The 18,641-nt window shown below is 65.4% G+C and carries 15 protein-coding genes and 1 tRNA gene; 10 read left to right on the top strand and 6 right to left on the bottom strand.

The genetic code is table 11. The features are described 5' to 3' along the window. The first annotated feature begins 49 nt into the window (after positions 1-49). From ACO056_RS00630 to ACO056_RS00595, 8 genes are all read left to right on the top strand, one after another. On the top strand, positions 50-898 hold the full coding sequence (locus ACO056_RS00630; RefSeq protein WP_421850292.1) for an NAD-dependent epimerase/dehydratase family protein: 849 nt from the start codon (positions 50-52) through the stop codon (positions 896-898). Positions 899-961: 63 nt separating this feature from the next. After that, positions 962-1,831, top strand: coding sequence for an alpha/beta fold hydrolase (locus ACO056_RS00625; RefSeq protein ID WP_421850289.1), 870 nt, complete (start codon positions 962-964; stop codon positions 1,829-1,831). Further along, on the top strand, positions 1,831-2,388 hold the full coding sequence (locus tag ACO056_RS00620; protein WP_421850287.1) for a pyridoxamine 5'-phosphate oxidase family protein: 558 nt from the start codon (positions 1,831-1,833) through the stop codon (positions 2,386-2,388). The genes ACO056_RS00625 and ACO056_RS00620 overlap by 1 nt, the downstream gene beginning before the upstream one ends. A gap of 215 nt (positions 2,389-2,603) precedes the next feature. Then, entirely contained in the window at positions 2,604-2,942 is a 339-nt protein-coding gene (locus ACO056_RS00615) for a P-II family nitrogen regulator (protein ID WP_072384441.1), read from the top strand. 71 nt (positions 2,943-3,013) lie between these two features. Further along, on the top strand, positions 3,014-4,429 hold the full coding sequence (locus ACO056_RS00610; RefSeq protein ID WP_421850284.1) for an ammonium transporter: 1,416 nt from the start codon (positions 3,014-3,016) through the stop codon (positions 4,427-4,429). A 269-nt stretch (positions 4,430-4,698) separates the two neighbouring features. Then, complete coding sequence (locus ACO056_RS00605; RefSeq protein ID WP_421850281.1) at positions 4,699-6,909, top strand: putative bifunctional diguanylate cyclase/phosphodiesterase; 2,211 nt, start codon at positions 4,699-4,701, stop codon at positions 6,907-6,909. A 62-nt stretch (positions 6,910-6,971) separates the two neighbouring features. After that, positions 6,972-8,132, top strand: a complete 1,161-nt coding sequence (gene hisC / locus ACO056_RS00600) for a histidinol-phosphate transaminase (protein ID WP_421850278.1) — start codon at positions 6,972-6,974, stop codon at positions 8,130-8,132. Further along, positions 8,129-9,049, top strand: a complete 921-nt coding sequence (locus ACO056_RS00595; RefSeq protein ID WP_421850275.1) for a prephenate/arogenate dehydrogenase family protein — start codon at positions 8,129-8,131, stop codon at positions 9,047-9,049. Before hisC ends, ACO056_RS00595 begins: the two co-directional genes overlap by 4 nt. 1,166 nt (positions 9,050-10,215) lie before the next feature. Here the strand turns inward: ACO056_RS00595 and ACO056_RS00590 are convergent. The 5 genes from ACO056_RS00590 to ftsE are packed head-to-tail and all read right to left on the bottom strand — an operon-like array spanning position 10,216 to position 14,463. Beyond that, positions 10,216-11,502, bottom strand: coding sequence for an NRAMP family divalent metal transporter (locus ACO056_RS00590; RefSeq protein WP_421850272.1), 1,287 nt, complete (start codon positions 11,500-11,502; stop codon positions 10,216-10,218). Next, on the bottom strand, positions 11,499-12,212 hold the full coding sequence (locus ACO056_RS00585) for a lysophospholipid acyltransferase family protein (RefSeq protein WP_421850268.1): 714 nt from the start codon (positions 12,210-12,212) through the stop codon (positions 11,499-11,501). Before ACO056_RS00585 ends, ACO056_RS00590 begins: the two co-directional genes overlap by 4 nt. A gap of 8 nt (positions 12,213-12,220) precedes the next feature. Continuing rightward, on the bottom strand, positions 12,221-12,778 hold the full coding sequence (locus ACO056_RS00580; protein WP_421850265.1) for a YdcF family protein: 558 nt from the start codon (positions 12,776-12,778) through the stop codon (positions 12,221-12,223). 1 nt (position 12,779) lies between these two features. Next, entirely contained in the window at positions 12,780-13,706 is a 927-nt protein-coding gene (locus ACO056_RS00575) for a cell division protein FtsX (RefSeq protein ID WP_421850262.1), read from the bottom strand. Positions 13,707-13,716: 10 nt separating this feature from the next. Beyond that, positions 13,717-14,463 carry a cell division ATP-binding protein FtsE gene (gene ftsE / locus ACO056_RS00570; RefSeq protein WP_421850259.1) on the bottom strand — a complete coding sequence of 249 codons (747 nt, stop codon included), beginning with the start codon at positions 14,461-14,463 and terminating at the stop codon, positions 13,717-13,719. A gap of 158 nt (positions 14,464-14,621) precedes the next feature. Here ftsE and ACO056_RS00565 point away from each other — a divergent pair, with 158 nt between their 5' ends. Further along, complete coding sequence (locus ACO056_RS00565; protein ID WP_421850255.1) at positions 14,622-15,413, top strand: MJ0042-type zinc finger domain-containing protein; 792 nt, start codon at positions 14,622-14,624, stop codon at positions 15,411-15,413. Positions 15,414-15,516: 103 nt separating this feature from the next. Then, a tRNA-Leu gene (locus ACO056_RS00560) sits at positions 15,517-15,603 on the top strand. 163 nt (positions 15,604-15,766) lie between these two features. On the opposite strand, the gene ACO056_RS00555 is transcribed toward ACO056_RS00560, so the two are convergent. Further along, on the bottom strand, positions 15,767-18,622 hold the full coding sequence (locus ACO056_RS00555; RefSeq protein ID WP_421850253.1) for a CHAT domain-containing protein: 2,856 nt from the start codon (positions 18,620-18,622) through the stop codon (positions 15,767-15,769). Between the last annotated feature and the right edge of the window lie 19 nt (positions 18,623-18,641).

Below are 18,641 nucleotides of genomic sequence, written 5' to 3'. Positions count from 1 at the left end.
AATCATGGCTTTCTGGCTCGTCGGGTTCGACGATTGGGGAGAAGTCTGAATGCGCATCGCAGTCACGGGCAGCAGCGGCAAGTTGGGCAAGGTCGCCGTGGCGACGCTGCGTGCGGCTGGCCACCGCGTCACCGGTTTCGATATCGTCAGTTCGGTCTACGGCGATGATACCGTCCGGCTCGATTGCGCGGATTTCGGCGCGGTGATGGGGGCGCTTTCGGGTGTCGACACTGCGGCGCGGCGCTTCGATGCGGTGCTCCACCTCGCCGGCATTCCCAAGCCCGGCGCGACGACCGATGAAGCCGCTTTCCGCATCAACGTGATGGGCACCTACAACGTGTTCTCCACTGCCGCCCGCCTCGGCATTGGCCGCGTCGTCTGGGCATCGAGCGAGACGATCCTTGGCCTCCCCTTCGCCGAGCCGCCGCACTTCGCCCCCATCGACGAGACGCACCCGCTGCTCCCCAACTGGTCCTACGCGCTGGGCAAGCGGCTGGGTGAGACCATGGCGGAAGAGTTCGCTCGCTGGCACGCGGGGCTGGCCATCGTTTCGCTGCGCTTCTCCAACGTCTATGTGGCCGAGGACTACGCCGCACTGCCGCAGATCCAGGCCGATCCCGCCAGCCGCAAGTGGAACCTGTGGAGCTATATCGACGTGGCTGACGCAGCCGAGGCCTGCCGCTGCGCGCTGGAAGCTGCAACCACGGGGCACGAAGCGATGATCATTGCGGCGCCCGACAACCTGATCGGCCGATCCTCGCGCGAACTCATGGCTGAGCACTTCCCCGAAGTCCCTCTGGCGGAAGGCCTTTCGGGCGAGGCGTCGCTGCTTTCGTCAGCGCGCGCGGGCGAGGTGATCGGCTTCGTTCCCCGGGTTTCCTGGCGCCAGCACGTCTAGCCACGTCTAGCTCTCGATAAAACCGGACTTGCGGGCTGTTCGCACCTGCGGCAGAGACGGGCGATGACACTGCTCGGACCCACCTCCAACACCTTCATCTCGCAGCGCCTGCGCCTTCACTATGTCGATTGGGGCAATGCGGAGAAGCCGCCGCTCCTGCTGATCCACGGCGGGCGCGATCATTGCCGCAGCTGGGACTGGACCGCCGAAGCCCTGCGCGATGATTGGCACGTCATCGCACTCGATCACCGCGGGCATGGTGACAGCGAGTGGGCGTCTGACGGCAATTACCGCACGATGGACATGGTCTACGACGTGGCGCAGCTCGTCCACCAGCTTGATCTTGCGCCCGTCACCATCGTTTCGCACTCGTGGGGCGCCAACGTCTCTTTGCGCTACGCCGGGCTGTTTCCGGAAGACGTTGCCAAGCTCGTCGCGATCGAGGGCATCTTCCCGACGCCGGACTGGGAACTGCGCATGAAGGACGTGCCCTTCGCGCGGCGCGTGCGCGATTACATCGCCGAAAAGCGCAAGGCCGCCGGCCGCCTGCCGCGCCGCTACGCGACGCTGGAAGACGCCTATGCGCGCATGAAGTCGGAAAACCCCTACCTGACCGACGCGCAGGCCCGCCACCTCACGATCCACGGGATCAACCGCAACGAGGACGGGACGTTCACGTGGAAGTTCGACCCGTACGTCCACATCGATCACCCCTACGACATCTCGACCGAGCGCAAGCACGAGCTGTGGGAGGCGATCACCTGCCCGACGCTGCTGCTCAACGGGGCGGATTCCTGGGCCGGCAATCCCGAGCGTGACGGGCGCATCAAGCACTTCCGCGACGGCAAGGTGATCGAGTTCGAGAACGCCGGCCACTGGCTCCACCACGATCAGTTCGACCGCTTCATTGCCACTTTGCGCGAATTTCTCTGATGGCCGAATTCACCGACCGGATCCTGCCCCGGCACGAGGCGATGATGGGCGCGCAGAGCGTGTTCTTTATCGCCACGGCAGCGGCGGATGCGCGCATCAACCTCTCGCCCAAGGGCTATGACTGCTTCCGCGTGCTCGGGCCCAACCGCGTCGCCTACCTTGATCTCGCAGGCTCCGGCAACGAAACGCACGCACATCTCGTCGCCGATGGCCGGATCACGGTGATGATGTGCAATTTCGGCCAGCCCCCGCTGATCCTGCGCCTCTATGGCAAGGGCCGCCCGGTGCTGCCGAAGGACCCTGAGTGGGAGGAACTCGCCGCGCATTTTACCATCCTGCCCGGGACCCGCCAGATCTTCGACATCGCGGTCGAAAGCGTGCAGACCAGCTGCGGCTGGGGCGTGCCCGTCATGACGCTCGAGCAGGAGCGGGGGGCCCTCGTCAAGTATCACGCGCAGGCCGACGAAACGGCATGGATGACCAAGACCTCTGGCCGTAATCGCAGCATCGACGGCCTCCCCACCACGCCAACGGACCGCTTCTTCCGCGGCGAATGAGTGCCGAAAATCGCGGCAGGCAGGCGCGTCGAGGGCTGCCCATTTTTTAGGCAATCTCGGGAATCTGCCCAAGATTCGAGCGTGCTGGATACGTAGTTTTCCGCAGTCGCGAAAAGAATCCCCCTGATTCCAGCGCCCCGCGCATTTGGCACGGTGCTTGCGAAGCCCACTCAGCCGGCGGGTCGCCCGGCGAGAAGGCCGCAAAGGGGGCATGAATGAAATTCATCATCGCCATCATCAAGCCGTTCAAGCTCGACGAAGTGCGCGAAGCGCTCTCCGGGCTGGGCGTTGCCGGGATGACGGTGTCGGAAGTGAAGGGTTTCGGCCGACAGAAAGGCCAGACCGAGATCTACCGCGGCGCCGAATACACCACCAACATGCTGCCCAAGGTGAAGATCGAAATCGCAGCGAGCGATGATCTTACACCGCGGATCATCGAGGTGATCCAGCAGACTGCCAGCACCGAGGCGATCGGCGACGGCAAGATCTTCGTGCTCGATCTTGCATCCGCCACCCGCATCCGCACCGGCGAAACCGGGGATACAGCCCTGTGAGCGCCGAACACGCGAGTGCCGCGGTCACAAGCGCGGTGGAGACCGCCACTTCTGACATGAGGGGAACTTCGATGATCCGTAAGATGATCGGCGGGGTCGTGGGTGCGGGCTTGACGCTCGGTGCCGCGTCCACTGCCTTTGCCCAGGCGGCCATGATCAAGGCGCCAACGGTGGCGCAGCAGGCCGGTATGGTCAACAAGGGCGATACGACCTGGATGCTCGTCTCGTCCGTGCTCGTCCTGATGATGAGCATCCCGGGCCTGGCCCTGTTCTACGGCGGTCTCGTCCGCACCAAGAACATGCTTTCGGTGCTCATGCAGGTGTTCATGATCGTTTCGATCGCGGGCCTGCTTTGGGCAACCTATGGTTACTCGCTCGCTTTCACCGGCGGCTCGCCCTTCATCGGCGGCTTCAGCAAGGTGCTGATGGCCGGCGTGACCAGCGGGACCTTCTCGGCGACGTTCTCCAACAACGTCTACATCCCGGAACTCAGCTACTTCGTGTTCCAGATGACCTTCGCCATGATCACTCCGGCGCTGTTCATCGGCTCGTTCGCTGAGCGCATCAAGTTCACGCCGCTCATGGTCTTCGTGGTGCTGTGGTCGACTGTCGTCTACTACCCCATCGCGCACATGGTCTGGTACTGGGCTGGCCCGGACTTTCTGGCCGATGCTCCGACCGATGCCGGGTTCCTCTATGCCAAGGGCGCGCTCGATTTCGCCGGCGGCACCGTCGTTCACATCAACGCCGGTATCGCAGGCCTCGTCGGCTGCCTCCTGCTCGGCAAGCGTCTGGGCTATGGCAAGGAAGCCACGCCGCCTCACTCGCTGACCATGACCATGATCGGCGCCTCGCTGCTGTGGGTGGGCTGGTTCGGCTTCAACGCGGGTTCGAACCTTGAATCGAACGGCGTCGCTGCGGTGGCCTTTGTCAACACCATGCTCGCCACTTGCGCTGCTGCGGTCAGCTGGGCGGTTGTCGAGCAGGTCGTTCACGGCAAGCCTTCGATGCTCGGTGCCGCCTCGGGTGCCGTCGCCGGCCTCGTCGCGATCACTCCGGCTTCGGGCTATGGCGCGCCGATGACCTCGATCGTCCTTGGTCTGATCGTCTCGCCGCTGTGCTTCTTCTTCGTCAGCACGGTGAAGAACCGGTTCAAGTACGACGATACGCTCGACGTCTTCGGTGTCCACTGCATCGGCGGTATCACCGGTGCCCTTGCCACGGGCATCGTTGCATCGCCGGCACTCGGCGGGCAGGGCGTGATCGACTACACCAAGTTCCCCTCGGTTGCCGCGCCCGCCTACGACATCGCGGCACAGCTCGTGATCCAGCTCGAAGCCGTGCTGATCACGCTGGTCTGGTCGGGTGTCGGCACTGCGGTGATCTGGTTCATCCTCGACAAGACCCTCGGCATGCGGATCAGCGAAGAAGGCGAGCGTGAAGGTCTCGACATCGCTGACCATGGTGAGCGCGCATACAACTACTGATCGGCATGTGCCGATTGGCACCTACCGATTGACCAACTTGGCGGGGCCAGGGGGCGAGATCCTCTCCCTCTAGCCCACCGGGGCCCCGCCAGACGATGTTCCTCCTGCGAACAGACTAAGGCCGGAAGCGCAAATGTGCTTCCGGCCCTTTTTTATTTCTTTGCAGCAACATCACTCGGCCCGGCGCTCCGGAGGCGCGTTAACCTTCCCACAAGGCACTTGCGTTACATACCTAACGAGAAGTGATCGACTGATTAGGGGACGCCAAGGTGGTGCTGCGCAAGGCACGCGGAGTATTCGGGATCGGGGCAAGCGACGCTCCGCCATCCCGCACATCCGAAAGCGAAGCAGCTGCCCTGTGTCATACCTTCGAAGATCTCGGTCTCGGGTTCTTCTGGTCCACCGATGTCGATGGCCGCGTCACCTACCTCTCACCGGGGGCCCACGCCTTGCTGGTCGAACAGGGCAGCGCGATGGGCCAGAGCTTCCTCGAGCTGTTCCTCAAAGGGAGCAACGAGAGCGAAGGGGAGCGCACGCTGCCGTTCGTCTTCGCGCGCAAGGGGCGCTTCGAAAAGCTTACCGTGCGCAGCGAGCGGGCCGACGGCGAAACGCTGTGGTGGTCGATCTCCGGCGAACCGATCATCCACCGCGGCGAGTTCGGCGGCTTTCGCGGTCACTGCGAGGATATCACCGGCGAGCGTCGCTCCGCCGAGGAAAGCTCGCACATGGCGATGCATGATGCGCTGACCGGCCTGCTCAATCGGCGCCGCATGTCGCAGCTGCTCGAACGCACGCTCACCCAGAGTTCGCAGCAGCGCTCCCCTTGCGCGATCATGCTGATCGACCTCGACCGCTTCAAGCAAGTCAACGACACGCTCGGCCACGCTGCCGGCGATGCCCTGCTCAAGCAGGTTGCCGCGCGGCTCGTCCGCGTGGTGGGCGACAAGGAGAAGGTCAGCCGCCTCGGCGGTGACGAGTTCCAGGTGATCATGCCCGGGATCGAGGATCGCGGCGTGCTTGGCGATATCGCCACCAGCATCATCACCAGCATTTCGCAGCCCTATACGATCGATGGCAGCCGCTGCCTGATCGGTGCATCCGTCGGCGTCGCCGTCTCGCCCTTCGATGGCGACGATAGCGACAGCCTCGTGCGCAATGCGGATCTTGCGCTCTATGCCGCAAAGGGTAGCGGGCGCGGACGGTTCCGCTTCTTCAGCGCCGACCTGCTGAAGGCTGCCGCCGATCGCCGTCTGCTCGAGGAAGATCTGCACGACGCACTCCAGAAGAACGAACTGGAGATCCATTATCAGCCGGTCGTGCGCGCGGTGGACAACCATGTCGTCGGCGTCGAAGCGCTGGTGCGCTGGAACCATCCCGATCATGGCCCGGTGAGCCCGGCACGGTTCATCCCGATTGCCGAGGAATCGAACCTTATCAAGGGTATCGGCGAGTGGGTCTTGCGCTGTGCCTGTACCGAAGCCGCCGCCTGGCCCGGCGGTTTGCGGGTCGCGGTCAATGTCTCGCCGGTGCAGTTCGCCGATGATGGCTTCCCCGCGCTCGTCGCCAGTGCGCTTGCCAATTCCGGTCTCGATGCCGAACGGCTCGAACTCGAAATCACCGAAAGCGTCTTCCTGCAGGAAGGCGGTGCCACCAACGAGCGGTTCAAGGCGCTCAAGGGTCTCGGCGTCCGGCTGGCGCTCGATGATTTTGGCACCGGCTATTCCTCGCTCGGCTATCTGAAGACCGCGCCATTCGACAAGATCAAGATCGATCAGTCCTTCGTGCGCGGTGCCACCGAAGTCGGCTCGCGCAACCGCGCAATCATCGCCGCGATCGTCGCGCTGGCGGAAGCGCTGGAGATGGACACCACGGCCGAGGGTGTCGAAAGCTTCGATCAGTTCGATCTGATGAAAAGCCTCAATGTCACGCTCGTGCAGGGCTACATCTACAGCCACCCGATCCCCAACGAGCTGTTCGTCCAGAAGCTTAATGAGGGCAACTGGATCATCGAACCTTCGGGCCCGGCGTTCCAGCGCCATGATCGGCAGGCAATGTTCCGCCGCATCGGCGTGATCCACGATAACCACTATTATCCCGTCGTGCTGCGCAATCTCTCGGTCTCGGGCGCGTTGATCGAAGGCCTTGTCGATGTGCCGGTCGGCACTGAATTCGTGATCGATCTTGGCGAAGGTCAACTTGCGGTCGCCCGCGTGCGCCGTTCGCGCAAGCGCCAGCAGGGGCTGGAGTTCGAGCAGGCGCTGGTCCCGGATGGCAACGGCGGCCTGTGCACCCGCCACCGCGCTTCGCCCTACCAGCTGGCTGCTGCCGGTCTGCCGCAAAGCCCGCGCGGTGAAGCCGGGCAGCCGGTCGGCCCGCACCTCATCGGCGGCGGCGGCGAAGACGGCAAGGCCTCGATGCCTGCCTTTGCCATGGCCAGCGACTGGAAGGGCGCCGCAATGCGCGCCGCCGAAGCGGCCTGAGGCCCGCCTTCCCGCGCGAGACGGTTCCCTTGGCGCGGCAAGCCCGCTAAGGCGCGCCGGTCATGTCCGAGAGCACCGCCCAGCCCGCCCCCCAAACCGCCGCCAAGCTCACTGGCACCCGCCCCGTGCCCAAGCCGTGGATCGCGGCGATTCATCCCTATGTGCCCGGCAAGTCGACCGGAGCCGACGGGCAAGTGCTGATCAAGCTTTCCGCCAACGAGAACCCGCTCGGCACCAGCCCGCTCGCGCTCGCCGCCCGCCTCGGCAACGGCGAAGGCGCGGGCGATCCGGCGCGCTATCCCGATCCTGATAGCCACGCGCTGCGCGGTGCGCTTGGCAAGCTCCACGGGATCGATCCGGCACGGATCGTGATGGGCACCGGCTCCGACGAATTGCTCCACCTTGCGGCCCAGGCTTTTGCGGGACCGGGCGATGAAGTGCTCTACCAGCGCTACGGTTTCTCGGTTTACGAGATTGCCGCCCGCCGCTGCGGCGCCGATCCGGTCGAGGCGCCTGATCGTGATTATGCGGCGGACGTCGATGTCCTGCTCGGCTGCGTCACGCCGCGAACGCGTGTTGTGTTCCTCGCCAATCCCAACAATCCGACCGGCAGCTACCTGCCGCGCGCCGAGCTTGCCCGCCTCCACGCCGGGCTGCCGGCCGATGTGCTGCTGGTGGTCGATCAGGCCTATGCCGAGTATGTTCCGGCTGATGCCGATGACGGTGCTTTCGCGCTCGCCGCGACGACCGAAAACGTACTGATCACGCGCACCTTTTCCAAGATCTACGGCCTTGCCGGCGAACGCGTGGGCTGGGCGACCGGCGCGCCGCATCTGATCGATATGCTGGGCCGCATCCGCGGGCCGTTCAACCTCACCGTCACCGCGCAGGCGGCCGCGCTTGCCGCGCTTGGCGATCAGGCCTTCGTCACCGCCTCGCGCGATCACAACCTTGCCGAGCGCACCCGCTTCGTCGCTGCGCTGGCGGCGCTTGGCAACCACGGGCTGCGCCCGCTGCCGAGCGAGGCGAACTTCGTGCTGATCGAGTTCACTGGCGCGCTCACTGCGGAAGCTGCCTACAAGGGCTTGATGGACCACGGCTTCATCACCCGCTGGCTGCCCGGGCAGGGCCTGCCGCAATGCCTGCGCATCACCATCGGCACGGCCGCGGAAATGGACCGCGTCGCCGCCGTTCTGCGCCAGCTCGCCGAAGCGCCGCGATGAGCGCGCCCGCGCCCTTCACGCGGATTGCGGTCATCGGGCTTGGTCTGCTGGGCGGGTCAGTCACCCGCGCCGTTCATGCGCACTTGCCGGATGCGATCACCTCCGGCTTCGATGCCGACCCTGCGGTGCGCGCGCGCGCTCGGGAGATCGGCCTCGCCAATTTCGTACCCGAGACAGTGGCCGAAGCCGTGACCGGGGCCGATCTGGTCGTGCTGTGCGTTCCTGTCGGCGCCATGGCGGCAGCCGGGGCGAGCATCGCCGCGCACCTTGCGCCGGGCGTAATCGTCACCGATGTCGGCTCAAGCAAGGCGAGCGTCGCGCGCGCTCTGGCCGAAGCACTGCCCGGCGTCACCGTCATCCCCGCGCACCCCGTGGCCGGTACCGAGCAGAGCGGCCCCGATGCGGGCTTCGCCGGGCTGTTCCGCAACCGCTGGTGCATCGTTACGCCGCCTGCCGCCGCAGTCGCAGGCGAAGTCGCACGGGTCACTGCGTTCTGGGAAGCACTCGGCGCCCGCGTCGAGGTTATGGATGCCGAGCATCATGACCGCGTGCTCGCCGTCACCAGCCACTTGCCGCACCTCATCGCCTATACCATCGTCGGCACCGCCTCGGATCTCGAGGAAGTGACGCAGAGCGAGGTCATCAAGTATTCCGCCGGTGGCTTCCGCGATTTCACCCGCATCGCCGCTTCCGATCCGACGATGTGGCGCGACGTGTTCCTCAGCAACCGCGATGCCGTGCTCGAAATGCTCCAGCGCTTCAGCGAGGACCTGACCGAACTGCAGAAGGCGATCCGCAAGGGCGATGGCGACGTGCTGTTCGATACCTTCACCCGCACCAGGGCGATCCGCCGCTCGATCATCGAGATGGGCCAAGACGATGCCCGGCCCGACTTCGGCCGCAGCCACGACGATTGACGCTTCGGCGGCAATTGAGGGTTACATAGGGTTACACTGTGCAACCCTCGAAAAATCTATCAAAAATATGATTTTAAACATAAATTATGGAAATGGCGACAAGTGGACGCGCTTGCGCGCATTGCCTCTGTTGGGTCTGGACGATGTGATAGAACGCAAAGCACCTTGGCGGCCCCGGAGCCCGGTCGTGACACAGACCGACCCTGTAGGAAAATCCAGTCTCCGATGACTTACCGTTGATCTGTCTCCCGTCACCCCGTGCCTGAGACGGGGTTCGGCTTTTCTTCTGGCGTGGCGCCGGAAAAGACGAGCCAAGGACCGGATCTAGTCCGGGCCGACGATTCCACCTGTTGTCATCACAGTCTAGTGCCCAAAATCTGACGTTTGGTGCCCATCAGGCCAGTGGCAGCTTGCGCCCCATTTATCGCCGTTCAGACTGGCGAAGACGTTTCCCGATTGCGAACGTTCGTGCATCAGGTAAGTTCGACGCGGCCCTGACGCTGTCGGAGCGGGCGCAGTGAGCGATCGTAGCGTTTGGCGGGTTCGAGTCCCGCTCATGGGTCCCCTTTCGCCAACATTGCGGTCACTAGGTGACTTAGGCATAAGCTAAGGCGATGCGAGCCGTATTCTTTCTTTGTCTCATAGCTTTCGCGGCTTGTGTCTGTGGTTGCGATCAGACCCCAAAGATAGACAGCATTGAAGTAAGGGTGTCAGGCTGGACCAGCTTGGACATTACTGTCGATAGCTATGGTCACGGTAAGTATTGGGTACATGATTTGCAATCTGATCGGAGTGGGTATTTTTCTATTACGCCGGAACAATTTAGGCGGTTTTTTCATCGTATTGAGCCTTTTAGGCAGCTAGCAGTGCCCTTCACGGATAAGAGCGCACGTGAGTTTATGGATCGGCGATGTCCGAAAGGTACGCCTTTCACCACTGATGCTGGAGCCGTTTGGCTTCATTGGGTGGGAACCCGCGCGAACCAGCACTACCTGGCAGACTTAGGGTGTGATGCCGACAGGAACGCAGTTCGAAACAAGGAATTGCTAAGTATCGTCAACAGCCTGCCTATCCCACGGTAATGGTAGTGCCGCAACGTCCGCTCCCCACCATTGCCGTCATTCAAGAGCCGATCAAACAGGGTGCCAAATGTCAGACATTGACCACTAGCTCAGCAGGAACATCGCCGAGACGAAGACCATCACTGCCGTTGCCGCCCAGCCGCCGATCTTGAGCAGCGGCGGCAGCGTTAGCCGGCCCATGACCTTGGGATTGCTCGCTGCCAGCATGGTCATGATCATCAGCGGCGGCGCCAGCAGGCCGTTGATCACCGCGGTCCAGTAGAGCGCCAGCATCGGATCGATCCCGATCAGGTTGAGCGCCATCCCGCCCAGCACCGCCACCACGATTGCGCCGTAGAACGCCTTGGCTTCGTGCGGCTTGCGGTCCAGCCCCTCGGCCCAGCCGAAGGTTTCCGAAAGTGCGTAAGCCGCCGATCCCGCCAACACTGGCACCGCCAGCAGCCCGATCCCGATGATCCCCACCGCGAACAGCAGGAAGCTGAGATCGCCTGCGATCGGACGCAGCGCGCTCGCCGCCGCGTCGGCCGAGGCGACCTGGTTGATCCCGTGAGCATGGAGCGTTGCTGCCGTGGCGATCACGATGAACAGCGCGGTCACGCTCGTCACCCCCATGCCCACCACGGTATCGGTGCGCATCCGGGCAAGGCCGGGGCCCGCCGCGCGCGGGAATACGCCTAGCGGGTGCGTGTGCAGCCGGTGCTGCTCTTCCACTTCCTGCCCCGCCTGCCAGAAGAACAGGTAAGGGCTGATCGTGGTCCCCAACGTGGCAATCACGGCCATGGCCGTCTGCCGGTCGAAGCTGAGCTGAGGCACCAGCACCCCGCGCAGCACTTCGCGCAGCGATAGCTGCGCCACGAAGGGCACAAGGATATAGGCCAGCAGCGAAAGCGCGGACCATTTGAGGATCCGGGTATAGCGCGCGTAGCTCACGAAGACTTCAAGCAGCACTGAAGCTGCGCCGAACAGCACGACATAGAGCATCGCCGGCCCCGGCAGCAGCAGGTTCAGCGCCGCCGCCATCGCGCCAAGGTCGGAGCCCAGGTTGATCGTGTTCGCCACGAGCAGCAGCATGACGGAAAACCATAGCACCGGGCGCGGATAGTGCCGCTTCAGGTTGTGCGCGATGCCGTGCCCGGTCACTGCGCCGATCCGCGCGCAGATCAGCTGCGTCGCCACCAGCAGCGGATAGCTGAACACCATGATCCACGCGAGGTTGAAGCCAAATTGCGCGCCGACCTGGCTGTAAGTGCCGATCCCGCTCGGATCGTCGTCCGCTGCCCCGGTGATCAGCCCGGGGCCGAGCACTTCGCCCCAGCTGCGTGCGTCGGCCTCGGTGTGGCGCTCTTCAACGCGGGTGTCTTCAACGCTCACGGGTTGAGCGCATTGATGGCGGCATGGATGCGCGCCTCGATGTCCTCGCGCGGCAGGCCGGGCGGGATTTCCGCGCCGAAGCGGTAGCGGATCGTCCCGGAGCACTTCCACAGGCGGTGATAAAGCGGCCCGCTATCGACCGCCACCGGCACGACCGGCAGCCCGAGCATCTTGTAAAGCCCGGCAAATCCCGCCTGCAATGCGGGACGAGTGCCATGCGGCACGCGGGTGCCTTCGGGGAAGATGATCAGTGGCCGCCCGTCCGCCGTCCAGCGCCGCGCTTCGGCGAGCATGGTCCTTAGCGCGCTTGCGCCGCGCGCGCGGTCCACCGCGATCAGGCCGTAGCGCATGCCGATCGCGCCCCACAGCGGGATGCGCAGCAATTGCTCTTTCGCGAAGACGACGGGGAGGGGATGCATATGGGGCAGGTCGATCGCCTCGAAGAAGGATTCGTGCTTGATCGCATAGAGGACGCCCGAACGCGGCGTGAAATTCCCGGTTTCGACCGTAATGCCGAGCAGCACGCGGGCGCAGGTCCGGTGCCAGGTCGACCATGTCCGCACCACGTCCTTGTAGCGGTCGCGGCCCAGCGGCATTGCCACCAGCGCCGCGATCACCAGTAGCACGCTGCCGCCGTAGAACGCGAAGTAGAAAGCCAGGCTGCGCAGGATATCGCGCAGGTGCGGTCCGGCATTGCTTTGGCTCGCCATGCCGTGCCCTACCACCCGGCCAGCCAGGCCAGCACGCGGACGATGAGCTTGTTGTATTCGATGAACAGTGTTTTCATGCTCGGCCGTGAAGGCACGGCGTCGGGCAGGATTTCCACGCCGCGCGGTGCCGCCATGGCGAGATCGAACTCGGCGCGGCGCATATGCCAGTCAGTCGTGACGAGGCGGACCGAGGTGATGTGCTCTGCCGCGATCCACCGCGCCGCCTCCAGCGCGTTGGAGCGGGTGTCGACCGATTCGAACCCCAGTGTCACGCAGCAGGCCAGCAATTGCGGCGAAACCTTGTACTCTGCGGCAAACTCGCCCGGCTTCACTTCGCTGGCGACGCCTGCGATCAGCACTTTGCGCGCCTGCCCCGCCCGCAGCACGTCAATCGCGCGCGGGATACGCCCGCCCGCGCCGGTCAGCGCGATCACGCCATCGGTTTTCTGGGCACCGGCGGGGCGCGGCAGGGCCAGGGCAAACCACAGGAACCCCAGCACCCACGCCAGCAGGATCGCGGCGCCGATCCGCCGAATGAGGCCAGACGATTTTCGCGTGCGCGCCATGTCAGAGCATCCGCCTCAAGGCCGCAAGGACCGTGATGCGCGCGGTAAGCACCGCCAGCGCGATGCCGGCAACTGGAATGGCAGCGATCACGATCCAGTCCTGCCAATGCAGCACCGCGCCCGCAACCATGCCCGAACCGAGCCCGGCGAACTGGCGCGAGAGCGCGGCGATGGTGACCACGCCGAACAGCAGGCCCACCAGCCCGCCCGCTGCCGCATCGAAGGCCATCGAGCGCTGGAACACGCGCGCGATCTGCTTGTCGGTGCCGCCCAGCATGTGCACGATCTCGATCGTCTCGCGGTGATTGCCCAGCGCATTGCGCGATGCGAGCAGTACCGCCGCGATGGTCGCAAGCGCAAGCAGCGCAATGAGGCCGCCCGCGAGCCATTGCAGTGTGCCGATCGCGGCGAATACCGGTGCCAGCCACCCCGCCTGCGCATCGACCCGCGCCGAGGCTGCAACGGGCACGATCATCGCGCGCAAATGCGCCACCTGGTCCGCCGTTGCCGGTCCCTTCAGTCGCACATCGATCAGGGCCGGGATCGGCAGGGCCTCGACATCGTCGCCCGGCCGCGTGCCCAGCCATGGCTCGACAAGGGTGTTGAGTTCTTCCTGCGCCACCTGCCTTACTGTGGCGACTTCGGGCGCCTTCGCAAGCACGGAGACCACGGCCGCGGCCTGGTGCAGACGCTCGGCCGGGGCAGCGGTCACGATTTGCACGGTGACGCCGCCTTCGAGATCGGCGCTGGCGGTTTCAGCTGCATTGCGCAGGGCAAGGCCGCTGGCGGCGGCGATCACGGTCATGGCGATCATGATCGCGATGACCCAAGGCATCGGGCCTGAAAGCTGCGCTTCGGGCAGCAGGCGCGGATCGCTTGCCGCGCCGCTTCCGCGCAACCGCTGGAGCAGGGACGAGATCGAGCTCATCGTGATCGGCTCAAAGCGGCGTGGGCACGTCGGCGCCCGCCATCGATGGCCGCCGCGGCGGATAGCGCAACGCGCCCGTCGGATCGCTCAGCCGTCCCTTGTCGAGCCGCATGATCAGCGATTCCGGCACTTTGCGGATGAGGTGGACATCGTGCGTCGCCACCACCACCGTGGTCCCCAGCCGATTGAGGCTTTCGAACAGGCGCAGCAACTTCAGCGCCATCTCGGGATCGACGTTGCCGGTCGGCTCGTCGGCCACCAGCATGTCTGGCCGCGCGATCACCGCACGGGCAATCGCCACGCGCTGCTGCTCCCCGCCGGAGAGCGTTGCAGGCCGGGCATGCTGCCGGTCGCCAAGCCCCACCCAATCGAGCATCTCGCCCACCGGCCGGGCGATGTCTTTCTCGCTCACCCCAGCGACCCGCAGCGGCAGAGCCACGTTGTCAAAGGCGGAGAGATGATCGACGAGGCGGAAATCCTGAAACACCACACCGATGCGGCGGCGGAATCCGGGCAGGCGTTCGCGCGGCAGGGTGATCGCATCGGTGCCGAAGAGGCGGATCAGCCCGCGCGAGGGGCGCTGCGCCAGATAGAGCAGCTTGAGCAGGCTGGTCTTGCCCGCGCCGCTTGCGCCGGTCAGGAAATAGAAGCACCCCGGGTAAAGCGTGAACGAGACGTCGGCCAGGATTTCCTTGTCCGTTCCGTAGCGCAGCCCGACATTGTCGAACTGGACGATTTCGGCGTCAGGCTGGCTCATGTCAGGCGTTGCGGTCCCGGAAGTGGATGGCACGCACGGGGGCCGCGCGCTACGTCGGGCGGCTATACGGCGCAATCGATGTGGAAAAAAGGGCAGGTGAGCACTTCTCCCCGCTTGCACCTATTGTTTCCCTGTATCCGCCCTGCTTAACCCGCCGTATGATTATTGCGTGCCCCGCCTGCTCGACCCGCTACGTCGTCCCTGACAGCGCGATCGGTGTGGAAGGGCGGACCGTGCGCTGCGCCAAGTGCCGGCACAGCTGGTTTCAGCAAGGCCCCGAACTCGCCCCCCGCGAAGAACCCGCCCCGGTCAGGGCCGCCGCGACAGCAACGGCCCCTGCGCCCGCTGCGGGTTCCGTGGCCGAACCGGATGCGGAAATCGCTGTCCCCGCCCCCGCGGCAGAGCCGGTTCCCGAACCGCCCGTGGTCCCGCGGCCGGTCGTCCGCCCCGCTGCCCGCGCGGCGGATGACAGCTTCGACGAGACCGTATCGAGTTTCGATCACGAACCGCCGTTCCGGCCCCGCCGCAACATGGCAAAGATCTGGACGATCGCCGGGGTGAGCTTTGCCGTGCTCGTCGCGGTGCTCATCGCGCTGGCCTCGTGGCTCGGCCTGCCGCGCTGGCTGCCCGCTGCCCACGCCACGTTCGGCGCGGGCAACCCCGATCTCGTGCTTGCGTTCCCGTCCGAACGGCAGGATCGCCGCACGCTTCCCAACGGCACCGAGTATTTCGGCGCCAGCGGCACGGTTACCAATGTCGGCAAGCAGCCGCAGGAAGTCCCGCCGATCCTGATCGTGCTGCGCGATGCCAAGGACAAGGTGGTCTACACCTGGGATGTCACCCCCCCGCGCGATATGCTGAAGCCGGGTGAGAGCGTGACGATCAACGAAGCGGTGACCGATGTCCCCAAAAGCGCCAAGGTCGCGGAGATCGGCTGGAAGCCCGAATAAAAAATCCCCGCTTGGTTGTTGCGCGGCGCGGGGTGCTTTGCTAGGGGCGCGCCTCTACCCCGACGGGGCAGCCTTTTTTGAAGGCAAAACCCCGTTACGATGTGCGGTCGTGGCGGAACTGGTAGACGCGCAACGTTGAGGTCGTTGTGGGCGAAAGCCCGTGGAAGTTCGAGTCTTCTCGACCGCACCAAACAGTCTGACAATCGAAATGGATTTTGCCTGCGGGCACCCGCTCTGCGCGAAGTGGCGCAGTTCTGCAGGATTCGCGCGCAGCATCGGCCGCCTCGATGACGTCCGCCGCATCGCTGCCCGCGAGCCATTTACGCTCGACCTGATCGGCCCTGCGCGCGCGGTCAGCGTTCAAGCAGATTGAAGCTGGCCCAGACCGCAGGGTTGGCCGATCCCGGGATCACAGCATTTCGCATCAGCGCGAGCTCTGCCATGCGCAGGGCGCGGGGTTTGCTCATGCGGCGGGCGTTTGCCGTGATCGCCACGGTCAGCTGCGCGGCGACATCGTCGCGCAGTGGCCACATCGATACTAGCACCGATCGGCTGCCCGCCTGAAAGAACGCGCGGGCAAGGCCCGAGTAGGTCGGCACTGCCGCATCGGTGGCACCCGCGCTGTCGCAGGCGGAGAGTATCACCCAATCGGCATCGAGCCGCAGACCCGCTATCTCGGCGGCGGTGAGCAAGCCGTCATCGCCCTCGGTCGCGACCGCGGGCGGGGTCATGACAAGCGCCGGCTCGGCATTCGTGCCGCCGCCGATGATGCCGTGGGTTGCAAAGGCAAGCACATCCGTGTGTGAAAGATCGGCCGCCCGGACCCGCGTTTCTGTAGCGTCTGCACCGAGCAGCAGGAGCGACGAGCGCGGTGCCAGCGCCTGCGCCATGGCGCGTAGTTCGCGGTCGGTGCCCGGCAGCGAGGGCAGGGCGCGCAGGCTTGCGACGCTGATTGTGCCTTCCAGCAGCAATCCGCGCAGCCGTCCGCTGCTGCTTGGCGGGCCGAGTTGCGGCGCGCCGACCCCGGCGAATCGGATGGCCTTGCCGATCTGCGAAGGCCTCTGCGCATCCACCGCAGAGCTCTGCAAGGCGGCCACGACCGAGAAACTGTGATCGCGCACGAGCCACGGCGCGCGGGCGAGTTCATTTGCGCCGAGCGCGGGATGCGCCGGCTGGCGCGTCAGCAGCACGCCGAGCGGGAGCCCGGCCAGCGGCCCGCCGCCAAGCAGCTGCAGATCGGCATGCGGCGCGATGGCGGCGGCGACACGCGGCGGGAACACCGCCTGATGCAACGCAAAGGCCGCATCGGCGGGAAACTGTGCGCCGGGCACCGCGCTCTGCAGCGCGGTGCGCATCCGCGTGATCGCGGCGGCGAAGGCCGGGCCGCGCATTCCGGCCTGCTCCCATACCAGCCCCTTTGCGGTGAGTGCCATCGACAGCACGCCGTCATCGAGCGGCAGCGGCAGCAACAGCACGCTGCCGGGCGCCAGCCGCGCTTGCGCCTCGGCGAGCGCAACCGGGCGCGGGCGGCTGAGTTCGCCAAATTGCGGAAAGCGGCGATCCACCTCGGCGCGCGCGGCAGTGATCGCGGTGTCCGCCTCGGCCAGTTCGTGATCGAGCCGAGCGACTTCGCCCGCCGATTTGCCCAGTGCAAACGAACGCTCGCGGTCCAGTCTGCGGCGCGCGTCGATCCGCTGGTCAAGGCCGCGCACAGCGGCTTCGACACGCGGATCGCCCGACGCGGCCCGCGCCGCAACCGCGCTGTTGGTCACAGCGAGTGAAGAAAGATTGGCAAGTTGCGCAGCACGAAAGGCGCGATCCGGATGGCCAGTGAGGAGTGCGATCAGTGCGAAGCGGCTGAACCCGGTGGTGTAGATCGGCGCGATTTCGGCGAGATCGTCTTGCGCTTGCCCCGAGCCGAGCAAATCTGCTTCGAGCACCGTGGCGGTGGGTTCGGTGGAGGCATAGGCTTCATCCAGCCGCCCGAGCCGCGCCAGCGCCAGCCCGCGGATCATGACCAGCGCGACGACGTGCAGGTTGGTCCGCGGCAATTCGCCGAATGTCGCGAGGCCCGCATCGGCGAGCGCAACGGCCCGCGCATTGTCGCCCTGGATCAAGGCCCCACGCGCCTGTTCGCGCATCAGGCCGCCCCTAACCAGATCGTAGCCCTTGTGCTCGGCGAGCACCTGCGCCGCCGAGGCCAGTCGGCGCTCCGCCGCTGCCTCGTCGCCGTGCGAGCGGGCCAGATTGGCAGCTTCGACCCAGTATCTCGCCGGTTCGACCGGAGAACTGGTCGACTTGGCCTTCACTCGCGAATCCGCGGCTTCGTCGAGCAGGGCTTCGGCACCGGGCGCGTTACCTTGTGCTGCCAGCGCGCCGGCCAGAATGCTCATCGCCATGGAGGTGTCGATATGCTGCTTGCCGCGAAATTTCAGGTCGATCTCGATGGCCTGCCGAGCGATCGCCTCCGCTTCCGCGTACCGGCCCGCAGTGATCAGCGCCGATGCCAGATTGGAGAGCGTAAGGCCAATGCCGCGCTGGCCGGGATCGAGCGTATCCTGCGCGACCTTTGCCGCGACACGCGCAGCTTCCAGAAATTCCGCGTTGCGCCCGGCCACGCCGAGCAAGTGCGCATAGGTTTCGTAATTGGCGGCCCAGGCGACCTTGCTTGCAGGGTCAGGCTTCATCCGTTTGAGCCCGGCGCGCATCTGCTCGATCGCATAGGCCAGCCTGCCCTGCTCGCCCGCATTGTAGGCGATGCTGCAAAGCGTTGTGCCGACTTCGTTGCTATCGGGCCCGAACAGGTTTCGCTGCAACGCGAGCACGTGTTCGAACCGCTTTTCAGCCCCGTCGAGATCGCCGGACGCGCTGACGGATAGCGCGGCGTTCAACATGAGCTCGAGCGCCAGCGGCTTTCCGCCTTGGCCCGCCCTGGTCAGGATTTCGACCCCTTCGTCGATCGCCGCCAGCGCCTCCCTGTCGCGGAAGGCATGGCCCAGCGCGAGGCCATAGAGCATCTTCATGCGCGCCAGCTCATCCGGATCTGTATCGCCGTTGGCCTTGAGTTCGTCCATCAGCGCAAGGTCGTGCTGCATCTCGACTTTGGGGTCGGATTCGATCGTCCCGTCATACCGAGCGATGATCCGGTCGTGCAGCGACAGGGGGTGCGCGGCGGCGGTTTGCGCAAGCGCGGCTTGCGGAAGGCTCAATCCCAGGACCGCTGCCGAT

It is taken from the genome of Novosphingobium sp., from assembly GCF_965228995.1.
Lineage (GTDB): Bacteria > Pseudomonadota > Alphaproteobacteria > Sphingomonadales > Sphingomonadaceae > Novosphingobium.
Note: the sequence above shows the minus strand (reverse complement) of the source record. Positions and strands in the feature narration are given on the sequence as shown.